Source organism: Enterobacter cloacae complex sp. R_G8 (assembly GCF_024599795.1).
Classification (GTDB): domain Bacteria; phylum Pseudomonadota; class Gammaproteobacteria; order Enterobacterales; family Enterobacteriaceae; genus Enterobacter; species Enterobacter dissolvens.
In genome coordinates, this window is sequence record NZ_CP102246.1 from 167048 (window position 1) to 185079 (window position 18032).

At 55.2% G+C, this 18032-nt stretch carries 17 protein-coding genes; 9 read left to right on the forward strand and 8 right to left on the reverse strand.

What is annotated here, in order from left to right; translation table 11 throughout:
- The first annotated feature begins 5 nt into the window (after nucleotides 1–5).
- The 8 genes from rnpA (at nucleotide 6) to NQ842_RS00860 (ending at nucleotide 7368) form a co-directional block, all read left to right on the forward strand.
- Nucleotides 6–365: a ribonuclease P protein component gene (gene rnpA / locus NQ842_RS00825; RefSeq protein WP_257256419.1), complete on the forward strand. Its 360-nt coding sequence runs from the start codon at nucleotides 6–8 to the stop codon at nucleotides 363–365.
- Nucleotides 329–586, forward strand: coding sequence for a membrane protein insertion efficiency factor YidD (gene yidD, locus NQ842_RS00830; protein ID WP_001307474.1), 258 nt, complete (start codon nucleotides 329–331; stop codon nucleotides 584–586). The genes rnpA and yidD overlap by 37 nt, the downstream gene beginning before the upstream one ends.
- A gap of 2 nt (nucleotides 587–588) precedes the next feature.
- Nucleotides 589–2232: a membrane protein insertase YidC gene (gene yidC / locus NQ842_RS00835; RefSeq protein WP_014833840.1), complete on the forward strand. Its 1644-nt coding sequence runs from the start codon at nucleotides 589–591 to the stop codon at nucleotides 2230–2232.
- Nucleotides 2233–2304: 72 nt separating this feature from the next.
- Nucleotides 2305–3669, forward strand: a complete 1365-nt coding sequence (mnmE, locus tag NQ842_RS00840) for a tRNA uridine-5-carboxymethylaminomethyl(34) synthesis GTPase MnmE (protein ID WP_047360523.1) — start codon at nucleotides 2305–2307, stop codon at nucleotides 3667–3669.
- A 111-nt stretch (nucleotides 3670–3780) separates the two neighbouring features.
- Nucleotides 3781–4956, forward strand: coding sequence for an MFS transporter (locus NQ842_RS00845; protein ID WP_014833838.1), 1176 nt, complete (start codon nucleotides 3781–3783; stop codon nucleotides 4954–4956).
- Entirely contained in the window at nucleotides 4925–5896 is a 972-nt protein-coding gene (yidZ, locus tag NQ842_RS00850) for an HTH-type transcriptional regulator YidZ (protein ID WP_014833837.1), read from the forward strand. Before NQ842_RS00845 ends, yidZ begins: the two co-directional genes overlap by 32 nt.
- A gap of 122 nt (nucleotides 5897–6018) precedes the next feature.
- A complete protein-coding gene (locus tag NQ842_RS00855) occupies nucleotides 6019–6765 on the forward strand; it encodes a 4'-phosphopantetheinyl transferase superfamily protein (RefSeq protein ID WP_014833836.1) in 747 nt (248 codons plus the stop codon).
- Between the two features lie 36 nt (nucleotides 6766–6801).
- The gene (locus NQ842_RS00860) at nucleotides 6802–7368 is read left to right on the forward strand and encodes an NADPH-dependent FMN reductase (RefSeq protein WP_047360522.1); all 567 of its coding nucleotides are present in this window, start codon (nucleotides 6802–6804) and stop codon (nucleotides 7366–7368) included.
- 90 nt (nucleotides 7369–7458) lie between these two features.
- Here the strand turns inward: NQ842_RS00860 and adeP are convergent, their stop codons facing one another.
- On the reverse strand, nucleotides 7459–8796 hold the full coding sequence (adeP, locus tag NQ842_RS00865; RefSeq protein ID WP_014833834.1) for an adenine permease AdeP: 1338 nt from the start codon (nucleotides 8794–8796) through the stop codon (nucleotides 7459–7461).
- Nucleotides 8797–8961: 165 nt separating this feature from the next.
- Between adeP and yieH the strand changes: the two genes are divergently transcribed.
- Complete coding sequence (yieH, locus tag NQ842_RS00870) at nucleotides 8962–9627, forward strand: 6-phosphogluconate phosphatase (protein WP_063412647.1); 666 nt, start codon at nucleotides 8962–8964, stop codon at nucleotides 9625–9627.
- A gap of 50 nt (nucleotides 9628–9677) precedes the next feature.
- Here yieH and phoU read toward each other — a convergent pair whose 3' ends face one another.
- The 7 genes from phoU to glmU all read right to left on the reverse strand — a co-directional run bounded on the left by phoU (nucleotide 9678) and on the right by glmU (nucleotide 18001).
- Entirely contained in the window at nucleotides 9678–10403 is a 726-nt protein-coding gene (gene phoU, locus NQ842_RS00875; RefSeq protein ID WP_008500182.1) for a phosphate signaling complex protein PhoU, read from the reverse strand.
- A gap of 14 nt (nucleotides 10404–10417) precedes the next feature.
- A complete protein-coding gene (gene pstB, locus NQ842_RS00880; protein ID WP_014833832.1) occupies nucleotides 10418–11191 on the reverse strand; it encodes a phosphate ABC transporter ATP-binding protein PstB in 774 nt (257 codons plus the stop codon).
- A gap of 47 nt (nucleotides 11192–11238) precedes the next feature.
- Nucleotides 11239–12129, reverse strand: a complete 891-nt coding sequence (gene pstA, locus NQ842_RS00885) for a phosphate ABC transporter permease PstA (protein ID WP_014833831.1) — start codon at nucleotides 12127–12129, stop codon at nucleotides 11239–11241.
- Nucleotides 12129–13088 carry a phosphate ABC transporter permease PstC gene (pstC, locus tag NQ842_RS00890; protein WP_013099411.1) on the reverse strand — a complete coding sequence of 320 codons (960 nt, stop codon included), beginning with the start codon at nucleotides 13086–13088 and terminating at the stop codon, nucleotides 12129–12131. The genes pstA and pstC overlap by 1 nt, the downstream gene beginning before the upstream one ends.
- A 128-nt stretch (nucleotides 13089–13216) precedes the next feature.
- A complete protein-coding gene (gene pstS, locus NQ842_RS00895) occupies nucleotides 13217–14257 on the reverse strand; it encodes a phosphate ABC transporter substrate-binding protein PstS (protein WP_014833830.1) in 1041 nt (346 codons plus the stop codon).
- A 320-nt stretch (nucleotides 14258–14577) separates the two neighbouring features.
- Nucleotides 14578–16407, reverse strand: a complete 1830-nt coding sequence (gene glmS / locus NQ842_RS00900; RefSeq protein ID WP_047360521.1) for a glutamine--fructose-6-phosphate transaminase (isomerizing) — start codon at nucleotides 16405–16407, stop codon at nucleotides 14578–14580.
- Nucleotides 16408–16630: 223 nt separating this feature from the next.
- Nucleotides 16631–18001: a bifunctional UDP-N-acetylglucosamine diphosphorylase/glucosamine-1-phosphate N-acetyltransferase GlmU gene (gene glmU / locus NQ842_RS00905; RefSeq protein WP_063412646.1), complete on the reverse strand. Its 1371-nt coding sequence runs from the start codon at nucleotides 17999–18001 to the stop codon at nucleotides 16631–16633.
- Between the last annotated feature and the right edge of the window lie 31 nt (nucleotides 18002–18032).

The following is an 18032-nucleotide window of genomic DNA, read 5'->3' on the forward strand; positions in this document are numbered from 1 at the left end:
CCTGAGTGGTTAAGCTAGCATTTCCCAGGGAGTTACGTTTGTTAACTCCCACTCAATTCACTTTCGTCTTCCAGCAGCCACAACGGGCTGGCACGCCGCAAATCACCATCCTCGGCCGCCTGAATTCGCTGGGGCATCCCCGCATCGGTCTTACTGTCGCCAAGAAAAACGTTAAGCGTGCGCATGAACGCAACCGGATTAAACGTCTGACGCGTGAAAGCTTCCGTTTACGTCAGCACGAACTGCCTTCTATGGATTTCGTGGTGGTGGCGAAAAAAGGGATTGCCGACCTCGATAACCGTGCTCTCTCGGAAGCGTTGGAAAAATTATGGCGCCGCCACTGTCGCCTGGCTCTCGGGTCCTGATAGCCCTCATTCGGGTCTATCAACGCCTGATTAGTCCGCTACTCGGGCCGCACTGCCGTTTCACGCCAACATGCTCAAGCTACGGAATTGAGGCATTGCGCAGGTTTGGAGTGATAAAAGGCAGTTGGTTGACGGTGAAACGCGTATTAAAATGCCACCCTTTACACCCAGGTGGAGACGACCCCGTCCCCCCAGGACCCTTTGATACCAGAGAACACTAACGATGGATTCGCAACGCAATCTTCTTATCATCGCTTTGTTGTTCGTGTCTTTCATGATCTGGCAGGCATGGGAGCAGGATAAAAATCCTCAACCCCAGCAGCAGACCACGCAGACCACGACCACCGCAGCGGGTAGCGCCGCCGACCAGGGCGTACCGGCCAGTGGCCAGGGGAAACAGATTACGGTTAAGACCGATGTGCTTGAGCTGACTATCAACACCCGTGGTGGTGATGTTGAGCAGGCGCTGCTGTTGACCTACCCGAAAGAGCTGAAGTCTACCGAACCGTTCCAGTTACTGGAAACCACGCCTGAGTTTATCTATCAGGCGCAGAGCGGCCTGACCGGTCGTGATGGCCCGGATAACCCGGCTAACGGTGCGCGTCCACTGTACAACGTCGAGAACGACACTTTTGTACTGGCTGATGGTCAGAACGAACTCGTTATCCCGATGACCTACACCGACGCGGCAGGCAACACGTTCACCAAAACCTTCACCCTGAAACGCGGTGAATACGCAGTGAACGTGGGCTACAGCGTACAGAACGCCGGTGCGAAACCGCTGGAAGTATCGACCTTTGGTCAGCTGAAGCAGTCCATCAATCTGCCGTCTCACCGTGACACCGGAAGCAGCAACTTTGCGCTGCATACCTTCCGTGGCGCGGCGTACTCCACGCCTGATGCGAAGTATGAGAAATACAAATTCGACACCATTGCCGATAACGAAAACCTGAACGTCAGCGCTAAAGGCGGTTGGGTGGCCATGCTGCAGCAGTATTTCGCGACGGCATGGGTGCCAAATAACGACGGTACCAACAACTTCTACACCGCGAACCTGGGCAACGGTATTGCAGCCATCGGCTACAAATCTCAGCCGGTTCTGGTTCAGCCGGGTCAAACCGGTAAGCTGGCAAGCACCCTGTGGGTGGGCCCTGAAATCCAGGACAAGATGGCCGCAGTTGCGCCACACCTGGATCTGACCGTCGATTACGGCTGGTTGTGGTTCATCTCTCAGCCTCTGTTTAAGCTGCTGAAGTTCATCCACAGCTTCCTGGGTAACTGGGGCTTCTCCATCATCGTTATCACCTTCATCGTGCGTGGCATCATGTACCCGCTGACTAAAGCGCAGTACACCTCCATGGCGAAGATGCGTATGCTGCAGCCGAAGATTCAGGCAATGCGCGAGCGTCTGGGCGATGACAAACAGCGTCAGAGCCAGGAGATGATGGCCCTGTATAAAGCAGAGAAAGTGAACCCACTGGGTGGCTGCTTCCCGCTGCTGATTCAGATGCCTATCTTCCTTGCGCTGTACTACATGCTGATGGGTTCCGTTGAGCTGCGCCATGCGCCGTTCGCACTGTGGATCCATGACCTGTCCGCACAGGACCCATACTACATCCTGCCGATCCTGATGGGCGTGACGATGTTCTTCATCCAGAAGATGTCTCCGACCACGGTGACCGACCCGATGCAGCAGAAGATCATGACCTTCATGCCGGTCATCTTCACCGTGTTCTTCCTGTGGTTCCCGTCAGGTCTGGTGCTGTACTATATCGTCAGCAACCTGGTGACCATCATCCAGCAGCAGCTGATTTACCGTGGTCTGGAAAAACGTGGCCTGCATAGCCGCGAAAAGAAAAAGTCCTGATTCGGTGAGTTAACGCTAAAATAAGGGCGGTCGATTGACCGCCTTTTTTATTTGTTTTGAACGAGAGCAACCATGAGCCATAACGACACTATCGTCGCCCAGGCAACCCCACCGGGACGCGGTGGTGTAGGCATTTTGCGTATCTCCGGCCTGAAGGCGCGCGAGGTCGCTGAAGCGGTGCTGGGTAAACTGCCAAAGCCGCGCTACGCTGATTATCTGCCGTTTAAAGATACCGACGGTACCCCACTGGATCAGGGCATTGCGCTGTGGTTCCCCGGCCCGAACTCCTTTACCGGTGAAGACGTGCTGGAGCTGCAGGGTCACGGTGGCCCGGTCATCCTCGACCTGCTGTTAAAACGCATTCTGACATTGCCGGGCCTGCGCATTGCAAAGCCGGGTGAGTTCTCCGAACGTGCCTTCCTCAACGACAAGCTCGACCTGGCACAAGCCGAGGCGATTGCAGACCTGATCGACGCCAGCTCTGAACAGGCGGCTCGCTCTGCCCTGAACTCGTTGCAGGGCGCGTTTTCCGCACGCGTAAATCACCTGGTGGAAGCACTTACTCACCTCAGGATCTACGTCGAAGCAGCGATTGACTTCCCGGATGAGGAAATCGACTTTCTCTCTGACGGCAAAATTGAAGCCCAGCTCAATGATGTGATGGCCGATCTCGATGCCGTTCGCGCTGAAGCGCGTCAGGGGAGCCTGCTGCGTGAAGGGATGAAGGTGGTCATCGCGGGTCGTCCGAATGCCGGGAAATCGAGCCTGCTGAACGCCCTGGCGGGCCGCGAAGCGGCGATCGTGACCGACATTGCCGGGACCACCCGTGACGTGCTGCGCGAGCATATTCACATTGATGGCATGCCGTTGCATATCATCGACACCGCGGGTCTGCGTGATGCCAGCGACGAAGTGGAGCGTATTGGTATCGAGAGAGCCTGGCAGGAGATTGAGCAGGCCGACCGAGTGCTGTTTATGGTAGATGGCACCACGACCGACGCCGTTGACCCGGCGGAGATCTGGCCGGACTTTATCGCCCGTCTGCCGGCTAAACTGCCGATCACCGTGGTGCGTAACAAAGCAGACGTTACCGGCGAAACGCTGGGCATCAGCGATGTGAATGGTCACTCACTTATCCGTCTGTCGGCCCGCACCGGCGAGGGCGTTGATGACCTGCGTAACCATCTCAAGCAGAGCATGGGCTTTGACACCAGCATGGAAGGCGGCTTCCTGGCGCGCCGTCGCCACCTCCAGGCGCTGGAAGAGGCGGCACGTCACCTCGAGCAGGGCAAAGCCCAGCTGATTGGCGCATGGGCGGGTGAACTGCTGGCAGAAGAGCTGCGCCTGGCGCAGCAGAATCTGAGTGAGATCACCGGGGAGTTTACGTCGGATGATCTGTTAGGGCGGATCTTCTCAAGCTTCTGCATTGGTAAGTGAACCCTGCTACTGAATGGTGGTTTCCCCTCAGGAAATCACCATTGTCCAAATGGCAACTCGCCTCTTTCCCTTTCTCCCCCTATTCTGCTTGCCTGCATTCATGGGGGTTTTATGGCTCGTTTTCTGTTCTGTAGTTTTGCGCTGGTACTGCTTTATCCGTCTGGCATTGATATGTATCTGGTTGGGTTGCCACACATCGCCCATGATCTCGGGGCCAGCGAAGCGCAACTGCACATCGCGTTTTCGGCCTATCTGGCGGGGATGGCGTCGTCGATGGTGTTTGCCGGAAAAATCGCGGACAGGGCCGGTCGTCAGCCTGTCGCCATCGCCGGTGCGGTGATTTTTGCTCTGGCTTCCCTGCTCTGCTCAGTTGCGCAGGACAGCACCCTGTTTCTTACGGGGCGCTTTATCCAGGGGATTGGTGCAGGTGGCTGTTACGTGGTGGCCTTCGCGATCCTGCGCGATACCCTAAGTGCCCAGCGGCGCGCCAAAGTCCTCTCGATGCTGAACGGCATCACCTGCATCATTCCGGTGCTGGCACCGGTCGTGGGTTATTTGATCATGCTGAAATTCCCGTGGCAGAGTCTCTTCTGGACCATGGCGGCCATGGGCGCGCTGGTATTTGTTCTGTCGATTGCCGTACTGAAAGAGAGCCATCCGGGTTCGCAAAGTACGGGACATACCGCCACCCTCCATCCGGCCGAAAAGCTCCTTAACCGCTTTTTCATCAGCCGGTTAACGATCACCACCCTGAGCGTGGCCGTGATCCTCACCTATGTAAACGTTTCCCCGGTGCTGCTGATGGAAACCATGGGCTTCGATCGCGGGCAGTATTCCACGGTTATGGCGTTAACCGCGATGGTCAGTATGGCGGTCTCGTTCTCGACGCCGTTTGCGCTGAATATCTTCCGCCAGCGCACGCTGATGCTCACCTCACAGGGACTGTTTCTCGTCGCGGGTGTGATCCTGGCGGCTACCAGCTCTCATGCGGTAATGCTGGTGGGGATCACCCTGATTTGCGCCGGATTCTCCGTTGGCTTTGGCGTGGCGATGAGCCAGGCACTTGGTCCGTTCTCGCTTCGGGCTGGCGTGGCAAGCTCCGCGCTGGGTATCGCCCAGGTATGCGGTTCGTCTCTGTGGATATGGCTTGCGGCCATAATGGGCCTTAATGCGCTCAATATGCTGATCGGGATTCTGATTGGCTGTAGCATGCTCTGCATCATTTTACTTATGGTCATCCAGCCCGCGGCGCATTATGAAGAAGCCAATCAGCAGTCTCGATCTTAACCTGTTGTTGTGCCTGCAGCTTTTACTGCAGGAACGCAGCGTCACCAAAGCCGCGAAGCGGATGAATGTGACGCCGTCGGCGGTGAGTAAATCGCTGGCGAAACTGCGCGACTGGTTCGACGACCCGCTGTTTGTCAAAACGCCGTTAGGACTCCTGCCGACGCCGCTGACCATGAGCCTGGAACAGGATCTGGCTGACTGGATGCAAATAGGCAACCAGATCCTCGACAAATTCCACCATGACGCGCCGGGCGGGCTGACGTTCGTGCTGGCAGCCGAAACACCGCTGATGCTGATCCGCTTTAACGCCCTGCTTGAGCAGGTGAACCAGCGCTATCCGCAGGCTACGGTAAAGATGCGTCACTGGGACTACGACTCGCTGGATGCCATCACGCGCGGTGAAGTGGATGTTGGCTTCACCGGACGAGAGACGCACCCGCGTTCGCGCGAGCTGCTGAAGCTGATGCCGTGGTTTATCGATTACGAGATCCTGTTCAGTGACCGTCCTTGTGTCTATCTGCGCGAGGACCATCCCGCGCTTCAGGAGGAGTGGAACCTCGAGACCTTCCTGCGCTATCCGCATATCAGCATCTTCTGGGAGCGCAGTGACACCTGGGCGCTGGATGAGGTACTAAAAGAGATGGGGCGCGAGCGAAACATTGCCATGAGTCTGCCCGGTTTTGAACAGTCGATGTTTATGGCGGCACAACCCGGACATAACTACATCGCCACTGCGCCACACTACTGCCATCACTATAATCAACTCCACCAGCGGAAGCTGATTGCCCTTCCGATTCCCATTGATGAAGCGCAGGCTGAAAAACTGAACGTTCCCTTCACGCTCATCTGGCATAAACGGAACAGCCATAATCCGAAAATCCTCTGGCTGCGCGAGACCATCAAGGCGTTATATGGTGCCAGCGATCCAATTTTCGCCTAAGAAAATGTAAAGTTGGGTCCTCAGCCTTTTCTTACGACCATTTACTGATTAAAACAGGAGCTGAGTTAGGCGATAATAATGTAACCGTTTAACCGACTACGACCATTATCAAGGAGCGAAAAATGGCTACGCACTTTGCAAGAGGGATACTGACAGAAGGTCGTCTCGTATCGGCCAGAATTTCGTCAGCGTGTCACAGTGAAGCGCTCAAACTTCCGGAGCACCGCAGGACGCGTTTTCTGGCTTCCCGGGCGCTGCTTGCTGAACTGCTCTTTATGCTGTACGGCACCAGTGAGCTTCCAGACATCATCAACCAGCCAGAAGGTCGCCCGGTCTTTGCCGACCCGGAACTGCCGCGTTTTTCCATTGCCTATACGGGCAATATTATTGGCGTAGCACTCACCACCGAAGGAGATTGCGGGCTGGATATGGAGCTTCAGCGCGCGACACGTGGTTTCCACGGCACTAACCCACATGACGACTACCCGCTCTCCAGTAATGAGCAGCTGTGGGTGCGCAACCAGAACGATCCCACTGAGGCCCGGGCCCAGCTTATCACCTTGCGCCAGAGCATTCGCAAGCTCTGTGGCTGCGCGTCAGACGACGCCCGTCAGTTGCAGCTGTTGCCGGGTTCCGGTCGCCTGCGCTCCACGCAAGCCGCGCTGGTAGAAGCGCTCAGCGATGTCGAGGACGTGTTGATCTGGTCTGTCGCGGTGACTCCCGCCATTGAGCGGCTGAAAATCTGGGAATTTGACAGTAAACAGGGATGGAGTAGCCTTCCGGATGTGCCCGAGCGTGCCAACGAACCTGCCGCGCGCCTGATGAGATTAACCAGTTTACCGGCAGAAAAAGCATATACCCTTAGCTGATCCATTCAGGGTCATCATGATGAAACAGGAGTAATCATGTCTGATACGTTGAAAGTCGTTACATTACTGGGAAGCCTGCGCAAAGGTTCATTTAACGGGATGGTTGCCCGCACGCTGCCACAGCTGGCACCGGCGGGTATGGAGATTAGTGCCCTGCCTTCCATTGGTGACATCCCGCTTTACGATGCGGATGTGCAGCAGGAAGAAGGGTTCCCGCAGAGCGTTGAAGCCCTGGCTGAGCAGATTCGTCAGGCTGACGGGGTGGTGATTGTGACGCCGGAGTATAACTACTCGGTTCCGGGTGGTCTGAAAAACGCGATTGACTGGTTATCCCGTCTGCCCGAGCAGCCGCTTTCAGGTAAGCCGGTGCTGATCCAGACAAGCTCAATGGGTGCCATTGGCGGTGCGCGCTGCCAGTATCATCTGCGCCAGATCCTGGTATTTCTGGATGCAATGGTCATGAACAAGCCAGAATTTATGGGCGGTGTGATTCAGAATAAGGTCGACCCGCAGACGGGTGAAGTGGTGGATCAGAGCACGCGTGACCATCTCTCTGGCCAGCTGACGGCGTTTGGTGATTATATCAAGCGGCTGAAGGCGTAAGCCGGAGCGGCCTGATGCCCTCACCCCAGCCCTCTCCCACTAGAGAGGGTGCAAACACTAAAGCCCTTTTCTTCGAAAAGGGCTTGCTGTTTATTTGGCGTCGATAAACACAATCTTCAGCACAAACAGCAGTGCCACAATGATGACGCACGGGCTGAGGTCACGGAAACGACCGGTACCAATCTTCATCACGCAGTAGGAGATAAAGCCCAGCGCGATACCTTCAGTAATGGAGAAACTGAACGGCATCATTACCGCGGTAATAAACGCTGGTACTGCTTCGGTTAAATCATCCCACTTCACGCGCGACAGGCTGGAGGTCATCAGTACCCCCACGTAGATCAGCGCACCGGCAGCCGCATACGGTGGAACCATGCCAGCCAGGGGAGAAAGGAAGATCACCAGCAGGAACAGAATCCCCACCACTACCGCGGTCAGACCGGTACGGCCACCCACAGAGACACCGGAAGAAGACTCAATGTAAGCGGTAACAGAAGAGGTCCCGATAAAAGCACCGCTGACAGAAGAGATACTGTCCACAAACAGCGCCTGCTTCATACGCGGGAATTTGCCTTTCTCATCCGCCAGACCCGCTTTGTCGGTCACACCGATCAGCGTGCCGGACGAGTCAAACAGGTTCACCAGCATGAAGGAGAAAATCACCCCCGCCAGGCCCAGATTCAGGGAACCCGCCAGATCTACATGGCCAACGACGGTAGAGACGCTCGGTGGTGCGGAGACGATGCCGTTGTAGTGAACGTCACCCAGCATCCAGCCCAGCAGGGTGGTTACCACGATGGACACCAGCACCGCCGCATGAATATTGCGGGAAGCGAGGATCGCGATGATAAAGAAGCCCAGTACGCCCAGCAGCACATTATGGGAGGTCAGGTGACCGATGCTCACCAGCGTATCCGGGTTAGCGACGATAACACCGGCATTTTTCAGCCCCATCATACCGATGAACAGACCGATACCGCTGGTGATACCCACGCGCAGGCTGACAGGAATGTTCGCAATCATCCAGTAGCGCACGCGGAAAACAGTCAGCAGCAGCAGGCCAACCGCGCCCCAGAAGATAGCGCCCATGCCGACTTGCCACGGCAGCCCCATCGCCTGAACCACTACGAACGCAAAGAATGCGTTAAGCCCCATCGCCGGAGCCAGTGCAACCGGCAGGTTAGCAAACACCCCCATCAGAATGCTGCCAAGTGCAGCGATCAGACAGGTCGTAACGAAGACGGCGCTGGTATCCATGCCAGCAACGCCCAGAATTTGTGGGTTAACAAAAACGATATAGACCATCGTCAGGAAGGTGGTGAAACCGGCGATCACTTCGGTGCGTGCCGTTGTGCCGTGCTCGCGCAGTTTAAACACGCGCTCAAGCAGACCCTGACCAGATGTCTGGGTTGTGTGTTGTTGACTCATCATCAATTTCCGAACAAGGAGGGAAAATTCGTCGCTATCCTATACCAAAATGCGACAATAGTGGCGGTTACGAGATACTTTTTTCATTGATTTTGCTTATACGGCAACGATTGCGTCTCGTTTAACTGCTATACGTAAACGTTAAACTTGTTAAAAGGGAAAGGCATGTCCGGAATTGAAGCGGTATTTTTCGACTGCGACGGTACGCTGGTCGACAGTGAGGTCATTTGTTCCCGCGCGTATGTCGCCATGTTCCAGGAATTTGGCATTACGCTCGATCTCGACGAGGTGTTCAAACGCTTTAAGGGCGTGAAGCTGTACGAGATCATCGACATCATTAACGACGAACACGGTGTGGATCTGGCGAAAACGGATCTGGAACCGGTGTACCGCGCCGAGGTCGCACGCCTGTTCGATTCTGAGCTGGAGGTCATTGCCGGCGCAAACGCGCTGCTGGATGCCATGACGGTACCGATCTGTGTGGTCTCCAACGGTCCGGTCAGCAAAATGCAGCACTCGCTGGGTAAGCTTGAGATGCTGCACCACTTCCCCGAAAAACTGTTCAGCGGCTACGATATCCAGCGCTGGAAGCCAGACCCTGCGCTGATGTTCCATGCGGCAAAGGCGATGAACGTTAACGTGGAGAACTGCATTCTGGTGGATGATTCCTCTGCGGGCGCGCAGTCGGGCATTGATGCAGGAATGGAAGTGTTTTATTTCTGTGCCGACACGCACAACAAGCCGATCGATCATCCCAAAGTGACGACCTTTACCGATCTGGCGCAGCTGCCAGCGTTGTGGAAGGCGCGCGGGTGGGATATTACGCGGTAGATTTTTGTAGGCCCGGTAAGCGCAGCGCTACCGGGCATTTTAACGACTGATTACTCTTTCGGATCTTTACCCGCCAGCAGCTTGTCCAGCTCGTCGCCGCCCACGTGACGGAAGTCCTGACCTTTCACGAAGTAGAAAATGTATTCGCAAATGTTCTGGCAGCGGTCGCCGATACGCTCGATAGAGCGCGCGCAGAACAGGGCGGTCAGTACGCTCGGGATCGTACGTGAATCCTCCATCATGTAGGTCATCAGCTGACGCACGATACCTTCATACTCCTGGTCGACTTTCTTGTCTTCACGGTAGATACGCACCGCTTCGTCCAGATCCATACGTGCAAAAGCATCCAGCACGTCGTGCAGCATCTGCACGGTGTGACGACCCAGCGACTCCAGGCTCACCAGCAGCGGCTGGTGCTGCTGAGAGAATTTCTCCAGCGCGGTGCGGCAGATTTTATCCGCCACGTCACCAATACGTTCCAGCTCGGCGATGGTTTTAATGATGGCCATCACCAGACGCAGGTCGCTCGCTGTCGGCTGACGCTTGGCGATGATGCGCACGCACGCTTCGTCAATCGCCACTTCCATCATGTTGACGTTTTTATCGCCTTCGATAACGCGCTTCGCCAGTTCGCTGTCCTGGTTATGCATCGCCGTGATCGCATCAGAAAGCTGCTGCTCGACCATGCCACCCATAGTCATGACCTGAGTACGAATACTTTCCAGCTCTGCGTTGAACTGGCCGGAAATGTGTTTATTAAGATTGAGATTGTCCATAGCGCGCTCCTGAATCAACCGTAACGGCCGGTGATATAGTCTTCTGTTTGCTTTTTAGCGGGCTTGGTGAACAGATCGTCCGTGTTACTGAACTCAATCAACTCGCCCAGGTACATAAACGCCGTGTGATCGGAGCAACGCGCAGCCTGCTGCATGTTGTGAGTCACGATAACCACGGTGTAATCCTGTTTCAGCTCGGTGATCAGCTCTTCAATACGACCGGTTGAGATCGGGTCCAGCGCTGAACACGGCTCATCCAGCAGCAACACTTCCGGGCGAATGGCGATACCGCGCGCAATGCACAGACGCTGCTGCTGACCACCGGAGAGAGAGTAACCGCTCTGGTGCAACTTATCTTTGGTTTCGTTCCATAATGCGGCCTTGGTCAACGCCCACTGTACGCGCTCGTCCATATCGGCACGGGAGAGCTTTTCAAACAGGCGTACGCCAAACGCGATGTTGTCGTAAATCGACATCGGGAACGGGGTCGGTTTCTGGAACACCATCCCCACTTTCGCACGCAGCAGGGCGATATCCTGACTATTGGTCAGAATGTTGTCACCATCCAGGATGATTTCGCCTTCGGCACGCTGCTCCGGATAGAGCGAGTACATTTTGTTAAAGGTGCGCAGCAGTGTGGATTTACCACAGCCGGACGGACCGATGAATGCCGTTACCTGGTTTTTCGCGATATCCAGGTTGATATTCTTCAGGGCATGGAATTTGCCGTAGTAGAAGTTCAAATCACGAACCTGAATCTTACCCGGGGCAGTATCAACCATACTCATTGACTCATTTCCTCATTCGGCGCCGCGAGCTGCCGCGCCGTAAAAAATTAACCGTGTTTCTTCTTCGCGAAAATCACGCGCGCCAGAATGTTCAGCAACAGTACGCAAAGGGTGATGATCAGCACCCCGGCCCAGGCCAGCTGCTGCCATTCCGCGAATGGGCTCATCGCAAATTTAAAGATCGTCACCGGCAGGTTGGCGATCGGCTGCATCATGTCCGTGCTCCAGAACTGGTTGGAGAGCGCGGTAAACAGCAGCGGTGCCGTTTCACCCGCGATACGAGCAATGGCCAGCAGAATACCGGTCATGATCCCGGAGACAGAGGCTTTCAGCGTAATCGCGGAGATCATTTTCCATTTCGGTGTTCCCAGCGCATACGCCGCTTCACGCAGGCTGTCCGGCACCAGTTTCAGCATGTTCTCGGTGGTACGAATGACGATTGGCACCTGCAGCAGCGCCAGCGCAATCACACCCGCCCAGCCAGAGAAGTGTTCCATCTGTGCCACCACAATGGTGTAAACAAACAGACCCACCACAATAGACGGGGCAGAGAGCAGGATGTCGTTAATGAAACGAATCACTTCCGCCAGCCAGGATTTACGGCCATATTCTGCCAGATAGATACCCGCCATAATGCCCAGCGGCGTACCGAATACTGTCGCCCACAGGATCAGCAATCCGCTGCCTGCCAGGGCGTTCGCCAGTCCTCCACCCGCGGTGTTCGGTGGCGGCGTCATTTCAGTGAACAGCGCCAGAGACATGCCGTCGATACCGCGAACCACGGTCGAGAAGAGGATCCAGATCAGCCAGAACAGACCGAAGGCCATCGTCGCCATCGAGAGCGTCAGCGCAATACGGTTCTTGAAGCGACGCTTCGCCTGCATTTTGCGGCGTGATTCCGCAAGCTGAGTGGTGCTTTGCATTTCGAGAGTTGCCATTAGCGTGCCCCCTCATTTTTCGCGAGACGCAGGATCATCAGCTTGGAGATCGCCAGCACGATGAAGGTAATCACGAACAGGATCAGACCCAGCTCCATCAGCGCTGCCACGTGCAGCCCGGATTCCGCTTCGGCAAATTCGTTCGCCAGCGCGGAGGTAATACTGTTACCCGGCATATAAAGCGAGGCACTGTCGAGCTGGTAGGTGTTACCGATGATAAAGGTCACCGCCATGGTCTCACCCAAAGCGCGCCCTAAGCCCAGCATCACGCCACCGATCACCCCATTTTTGGTGAACGGAAGGACGATACGCCAGATGACTTCCCAGGTGGTGCAGCCAATACCGTAGGCCGACTCTTTCATCATCACCGGGGTTTGTTCGAAGACATCGCGCATGACAGCCGCAATGTACGGAATAATCATGATGGCGAGGATCACCCCTGCCGCCAGAATACCGATACCGAATGCCGGGCCGGAGAAGAGCGCCCCCACAAACGGAATAGCGGAGAGAACATTACCCACCGGCTCCTGGAAATACGTGGCAAACAGTGGCGCAAAGATAAACAGGCCCCACATGCCGTACACGATACTTGGAATGGCCGCCAGCAGTTCAATGGCGATACCCAGCGGGCGTCGCAGCCAGCCCGGTGCCAGTTCCGTCAGGAACAAAGCAATACCAAAGCTTACCGGAACCGCAATCAGCAGGGCGATGAACGAGGTCACCAGCGTGCCGTAAATCGGCACCAGCGCACCATAGATATCGTTTGGCGCGTCCCACTCTTTGGTCCACAGGAAGGAGAAACCAAATTTCTGAATGCTCGGCCAGGAGGAGAAAATCAGAGACACGATAATGCCGCCCAGCAGCAATAGCACAATCAGCGCAGCCAGTTTCACCAGCGCGCTGAAAATCATGTCACCTTTTTTACCCGGAGGGTTAAATGCAGGCTTGGTTGCAGCCATAAAATACTCTTCTGTTTGAGACGTTTTTACGAATATGCCCGGTGGCGCTGACGCTTTCCGGGCCTACAGCGTTAGCCGTAGGGCGGGTAAGCGCAGCGCCACCCGCCATCTTCGTTAAATATATCCTGTTAGTACAGCGCTTTACCGCTGCTGTCTTTCACGTTGGTTTTCCATGCAGCACGAATCTGCTCAACCACGCTGTCTGGCAGGCTGGCGTAATCCAGGTCATTAGCCTGTTTGCCGCCGTTTTTGTAAGCCCAGTCGAAGAACTTCAGCACTTCAGCGCCCTGCTCAGGTTTCTTCTGTTCTTTGTGAACCAGAATGAAGGTAGTGGACGTGATTGGCCACGCGCCTTCACCTTTCTGGTTAGTCAGATCCTGAGCGAAGGATTTGCTCCAGTCAGCGCCTTTTGCAGCGTTGGCGAAGTTCTCTTCGGTCGGGCTGACTGGCTTGCCATCAGCAGAAACCAGTTTGGTGTAGGACAGGTTGTTCTGCTTGGCGTACGCATATTCTACGTAACCGATAGAGCCTGGCAGACGCTGTACGAACGCAGCGATACCGTCGTTGCCTTTACCGCCCAGACCGGTTGGCCAGTTAACGGTAGAGCCGGAACCGACTTTAGATTTCCACTCTTCGTTCACTTTCGCCAGGTAGCTGGTGAAGACGAAAGAGGTACCAGAACCATCCGCGCGACGAACCACGGCGATGTTCTGAGAAGGCAGTTTCAGGCCAGGGTTGAGTTTAGCGATGGCTTCGTCATCCCATTTTTTAATTTTGCCCAGGTAGATATCACCCAAGGTTTTGCCGTCCAGCACCAGCTCACCTGACTTCACGCCCGGCAGGTTGATCGCCAGAACCACACCGCCGATAACGGTCGGGAACTGGAACAGGCCTTCCTGAGCCAGTTTGTCATCAGACAGCGGAGCGTCGGATGCGCCGAAATCAACGGTATTTGCGGTAATTTGTTTTACGCCACCGGAGGAGCCGATACCCTGATAGTTAACCTTATTACCGGTTTCTTTCTGGTAGGTATCCGCCCATTTGGCATACACCGGCGCAGGGAAGGTTGCACCAGCGCCAGTCAGGCTTGCTTCTGCAAATACAGAGAAAGCGCTCAGAGATAAGGTCGCGGCGACAACAGTTGCGACAGTGGTACGCATAACTTTCATAATGTCTCCTGCAAGGATTTCGTAAATCATTGTTTAAGTGGCTACGATGAGCAAAATAGGACAAACAGGTGACAGATAAATGTACGAATTATGACAGTTTTATGACAGTGAAAGTCTAGCTTAAATTTAAGCGAAACATTCTTTAATTATCATCATGTTAGCCACAAGCATGACAACAAGTTTTCAGTAATATTTTCTTTATGTGACACTGAAAAAAGTAGCTGAAGATGACAGATTGTCATAAATAAAAACGCGAATGCGTTGATTAAAAACAAACCAGGAAGGGTAAAAGCTCCACCCGAAGGTGGAGCCTGGAGGGATTATTCTACGGTGACAGATTTCGCCAGATTACGCGGCTGGTCGACGTCGGTGCCTTTGATCAGCGCAACGTGGTAAGCCAGTAACTGCAGCGGAACGGTGTAGAAGATGGGGGCAATAACCTCTTCCACATGCGGCATCTCGATGATGTGCATGTTGTCGCTGCTGGCAAAACCGGCGTCCTTATCGGCGAAGACGTACAGTACACCACCACGGGCGCGAACTTCTTCGATGTTGGATTTCAGTTTCTCCAGCAGTTCGTTGTTAGGTGCCACAACGATAACCGGCATATCTGCATCAATCAGCGCCAGCGGGCCATGTTTCAGCTCGCCTGCCGCGTAGGCTTCAGCGTGGATGTAAGAGATCTCTTTCAGCTTCAGCGCGCCTTCCAGCGCAATCGGATACTGATCGCCACGACCCAGGAACAGGGCGTGATGTTTGTCGGAGAAATCTTCAGCCAGAGCTTCAATCCGCTTGTCCTGAGACAGCATCTGCTCAATGCGGCTCGGCAGAGCCTGCAGACCATGAACAATGTCATGCTCAACAGAAGCATCCAGCCCTTTCAGGCGCGCCAGTTTCGCCACCAGCATCAGCAGAACCGTCAACTGAGTGGTAAACGCTTTGGTAGAAGCCACACCGATTTCGGTGCCCGCTTTGGTCATCAGCGCCAGATCGGACTCACGTACCAGTGAAGATCCCGGCACGTTACAGATAGCCAGCGATCCCAGGTAGCCGAGCTCTTTCGAGAGACGCAGCGCCGCCAGGGTATCAGCCGTTTCGCCAGACTGAGAAAGGGTGATCATCAGGCTGTTACGACGCACCGCAGATTTGCGGTAGCGGAATTCAGAGGCGATTTCCACATCGCACGGCACGCCAGCCAGCGATTCAAACCAGTAGCGAGAGACCATCCCGGAGTTGTAGGAGGTACCGCAGGCCACAATCTGAATGTGCTCAACCTTGCTGAGGAGCTCGTTTGCGTTCGCACCCAGTTCGCTCAGATCCACTTCTCCGTGGCTGATACGACCGGTCAGGGTGTTTTTGATGGCATTTGGCTGCTCGTAAATCTCTTTCTGCATGTAGTGACGGTAAGCGCCTTTGTCGCCCGCGTCGTACTGCAGATTGGATTCAATCTCAGGGCGCTTCACCTGCTCGCCTGTGGTATCGAATACCGTCACGCTGCGGCGAGTCACTTCTGCGATATCCCCCTCTTCCAGGAAGATAAAGCGGCGGGTGACCGGCAGGAGCGCCAGCTGGTCAGAAGCGATAAAGTTTTCGCCCATGCCCATACCAATAACCATCGGGCTACCGGAACGCGCAGCCAGCAGCGTGGACGGGTCACGGGAGTCCATGATTACCGTGCCATACGCACCGCGCAGCTGTGGGATCGCGCGCAGCACCGCGTCGCGTAGCGTGCCGCCCTTTGCCAGCTCCCAGTGCACCAGGTGCGCAATCACTTCGGTATCGGTTTCTGAAACGAAGGTATAGCCGCGCGCTTTCAGTTCTTCGCGCAGCGGTTCGTGGTTTTCGATAATGCCGTTATGCACGACCACGATGTGTTCAGACACATGCGGGTGCGCGTTGCCTTCAGACGGTTCGCCGTGCGTCGCCCAGCGGGTATGCGCAATACCGGTGCCACCGTGCAGCGGGTGTTCTTCCGCGGCCTGGGCCAGCATCTGCACTTTACCGAGGCGGCGAAGACGGGTCATATGACCTTCTGCATCCACTACTGCCAGACCGGCAGAGTCGTAGCCACGGTATTCCAGACGACGTAAACCTTCGAGAAGGATTTCAGCAATATCACGCTGCGCAACTGCGCCAACAATTCCACACATAGTTAGATTTCCTGATTATGGCGTTATGCCATGCGTTGTCGCTGACCTGTATTTGCCCTTTCCGGGCACCCCGAGCCTTGTAGAGAGTGGGGTTATTGTTATGGGTACTGCTTGTGGGGGAGATATATCTTTATCTCCTCTCCGGGTTTGCCTGACGACGGCTACGCCTTATCAGACAAACTTAATCGTAGGGCGGGTAAGCGTAGCACCACCCGCCTTGTTGTTACTTCTTCTTCACCGGGCGTTTCCAGCCCTGCTTGTGCACCTGCGGCACACGGCTTAATACCAGCTCGTTATCGGCGATATCGCGCGTAACGGTTGTCCCGGCGGCAATCGTTACCCCATTACCCACGGTAACCGGTGCCACCAGCTGTGTATCAGAACCGACAAACACATCATCACCGATAATGGTTTTGAACTTGTTGGCACCGTCATAGTTGCAGGTGATTGTGCCTGCACCAATATTGACGTTATCACCAATTTCCGCATCGCCCAGATAGGTCAAATGACCGGCTTTAGAGCCTTTACCCAGACGCGCTTTTTTCATCTCAACGAAGTTGCCCACGTGAGCGCCTTCCAGCAGCTCAGCCCCCGGGCGCAGACGCGCGAACGGCCCAATGGTGCATGCCGCGTCAAGATGGGCATCTTCCACCACGCTGTATGGGCTAATTTCGCAATCATCACCGATGACGCTGTTTGTGATCACACAGCCCGCACCAATTTTGACGCGGTTGCCCAGCGTGACGTTACCTTCCAGGATAACGTTAGTATCAATTTCAACGTCGCGCCCGTGCGCTAACGTTCCACGCAGATCGAAACGCGCCGGATCGCGTAGCATCACGCCGGCCAGCAGCAGCTTTTCGGCCTGTTCGGACTGATAAACGCGCTCCAGACGGGAAAGCTGCAGACGGTTATTCACCCCTTCCGTTTCACTGATACGTGCCGGATGAACCGCCGCAATCTCGCGCCCTTCCAGGTATGCCATCGCAATGATATCGGTGATGTAGTATTCACCCTGCGCATTGTTGTTGTTGAGCTTCGACAGCCAGCGCTTTAAATCGGCGCCATTCGCAATCAGGATACCGGTGTTGATCTCCTGAATCTGGCGCTGTGCTTCACTGGCGTCTTTGTGTTCAACGATACCCGTTACGTTGCCGTTTTCACGAGTAATGCGACCGTAGCCGGTTGGATCGTCCAGCACGACGGTTAATAAACCGATACCGCCCTGCGGTTTGGCTTCACGCAGGCGAGTCAGTGTGTCGATGGAGATCAGCGGAACATCGCCGTAGAGCATCAGAATGTCTTCGTCATCGGCAAAGAACGGTGCTGCCTGCTGCATTGCGTGACCGGTTCCCAGCTGTTCAGCCTGAAGCACCCAGTTGAGCTTGTCATCGCTCAGCGTCTTTTTAAGCAGATCGCCGCCGTGGCCATAGACCAGGTGAACCTGGCGAGCGCCCAATTCATTTGCTGCATCAATGACATGCTGCACCATTGGCTTTCCTGCCAGTGTATGAAGCACTTTAGGCAGATCGGAATACATGCGGGTACCTTTGCCTGCGGCAAGGATCACCACGCTCATCGCACTGTTTGACATACGCATCCTGACGGTAGTTTGAGTGAGAAGT

Bases quoted from the DNA above. Each gene is read 5' to 3' on its own strand.
- yidD (WP_001307474.1), top strand. From the start codon at position 329: ATGGCGCCGCCACTGTCGCCTGGCTCTCGGGTCCTGATAGCCCTCATT.
- yidC (WP_014833840.1), top strand. From the start codon at position 589: ATGGATTCGCAACGCAATCTTCTTATCATCGCTTTGTTGTTCGTGTCT.
- mnmE (WP_047360523.1), top strand. From the start codon at position 2,305: ATGAGCCATAACGACACTATCGTCGCCCAGGCAACCCCACCGGGACGC.
- NQ842_RS00845 (WP_014833838.1), top strand. From the start codon at position 3,781: ATGGCTCGTTTTCTGTTCTGTAGTTTTGCGCTGGTACTGCTTTATCCG.
- yidZ (WP_014833837.1), top strand. From the start codon at position 4,925: ATGAAGAAGCCAATCAGCAGTCTCGATCTTAACCTGTTGTTGTGCCTG.
- NQ842_RS00855 (WP_014833836.1), top strand. From the start codon at position 6,019: ATGGCTACGCACTTTGCAAGAGGGATACTGACAGAAGGTCGTCTCGTA.
- NQ842_RS00860 (WP_047360522.1), top strand. From the start codon at position 6,802: ATGTCTGATACGTTGAAAGTCGTTACATTACTGGGAAGCCTGCGCAAA.
- adeP (WP_014833834.1), bottom strand. From the start codon at position 8,796: ATGAGTCAACAACACACAACCCAGACATCTGGTCAGGGTCTGCTTGAG.
- yieH (WP_063412647.1), top strand. From the start codon at position 8,962: ATGTCCGGAATTGAAGCGGTATTTTTCGACTGCGACGGTACGCTGGTC.
- phoU (WP_008500182.1), bottom strand. From the start codon at position 10,403: ATGGACAATCTCAATCTTAATAAACACATTTCCGGCCAGTTCAACGCA.
- pstB (WP_014833832.1), bottom strand. From the start codon at position 11,191: ATGAGTATGGTTGATACTGCCCCGGGTAAGATTCAGGTTCGTGATTTG.
- pstA (WP_014833831.1), bottom strand. From the start codon at position 12,129: ATGGCAACTCTCGAAATGCAAAGCACCACTCAGCTTGCGGAATCACGC.
- pstC (WP_013099411.1), bottom strand. From the start codon at position 13,088: ATGGCTGCAACCAAGCCTGCATTTAACCCTCCGGGTAAAAAAGGTGAC.
- pstS (WP_014833830.1), bottom strand. From the start codon at position 14,257: ATGAAAGTTATGCGTACCACTGTCGCAACTGTTGTCGCCGCGACCTTA.
- glmS (WP_047360521.1), bottom strand. From the start codon at position 16,407: ATGTGTGGAATTGTTGGCGCAGTTGCGCAGCGTGATATTGCTGAAATC.
- glmU (WP_063412646.1), bottom strand. From the start codon at position 18,001: ATGTCAAACAGTGCGATGAGCGTGGTGATCCTTGCCGCAGGCAAAGGT.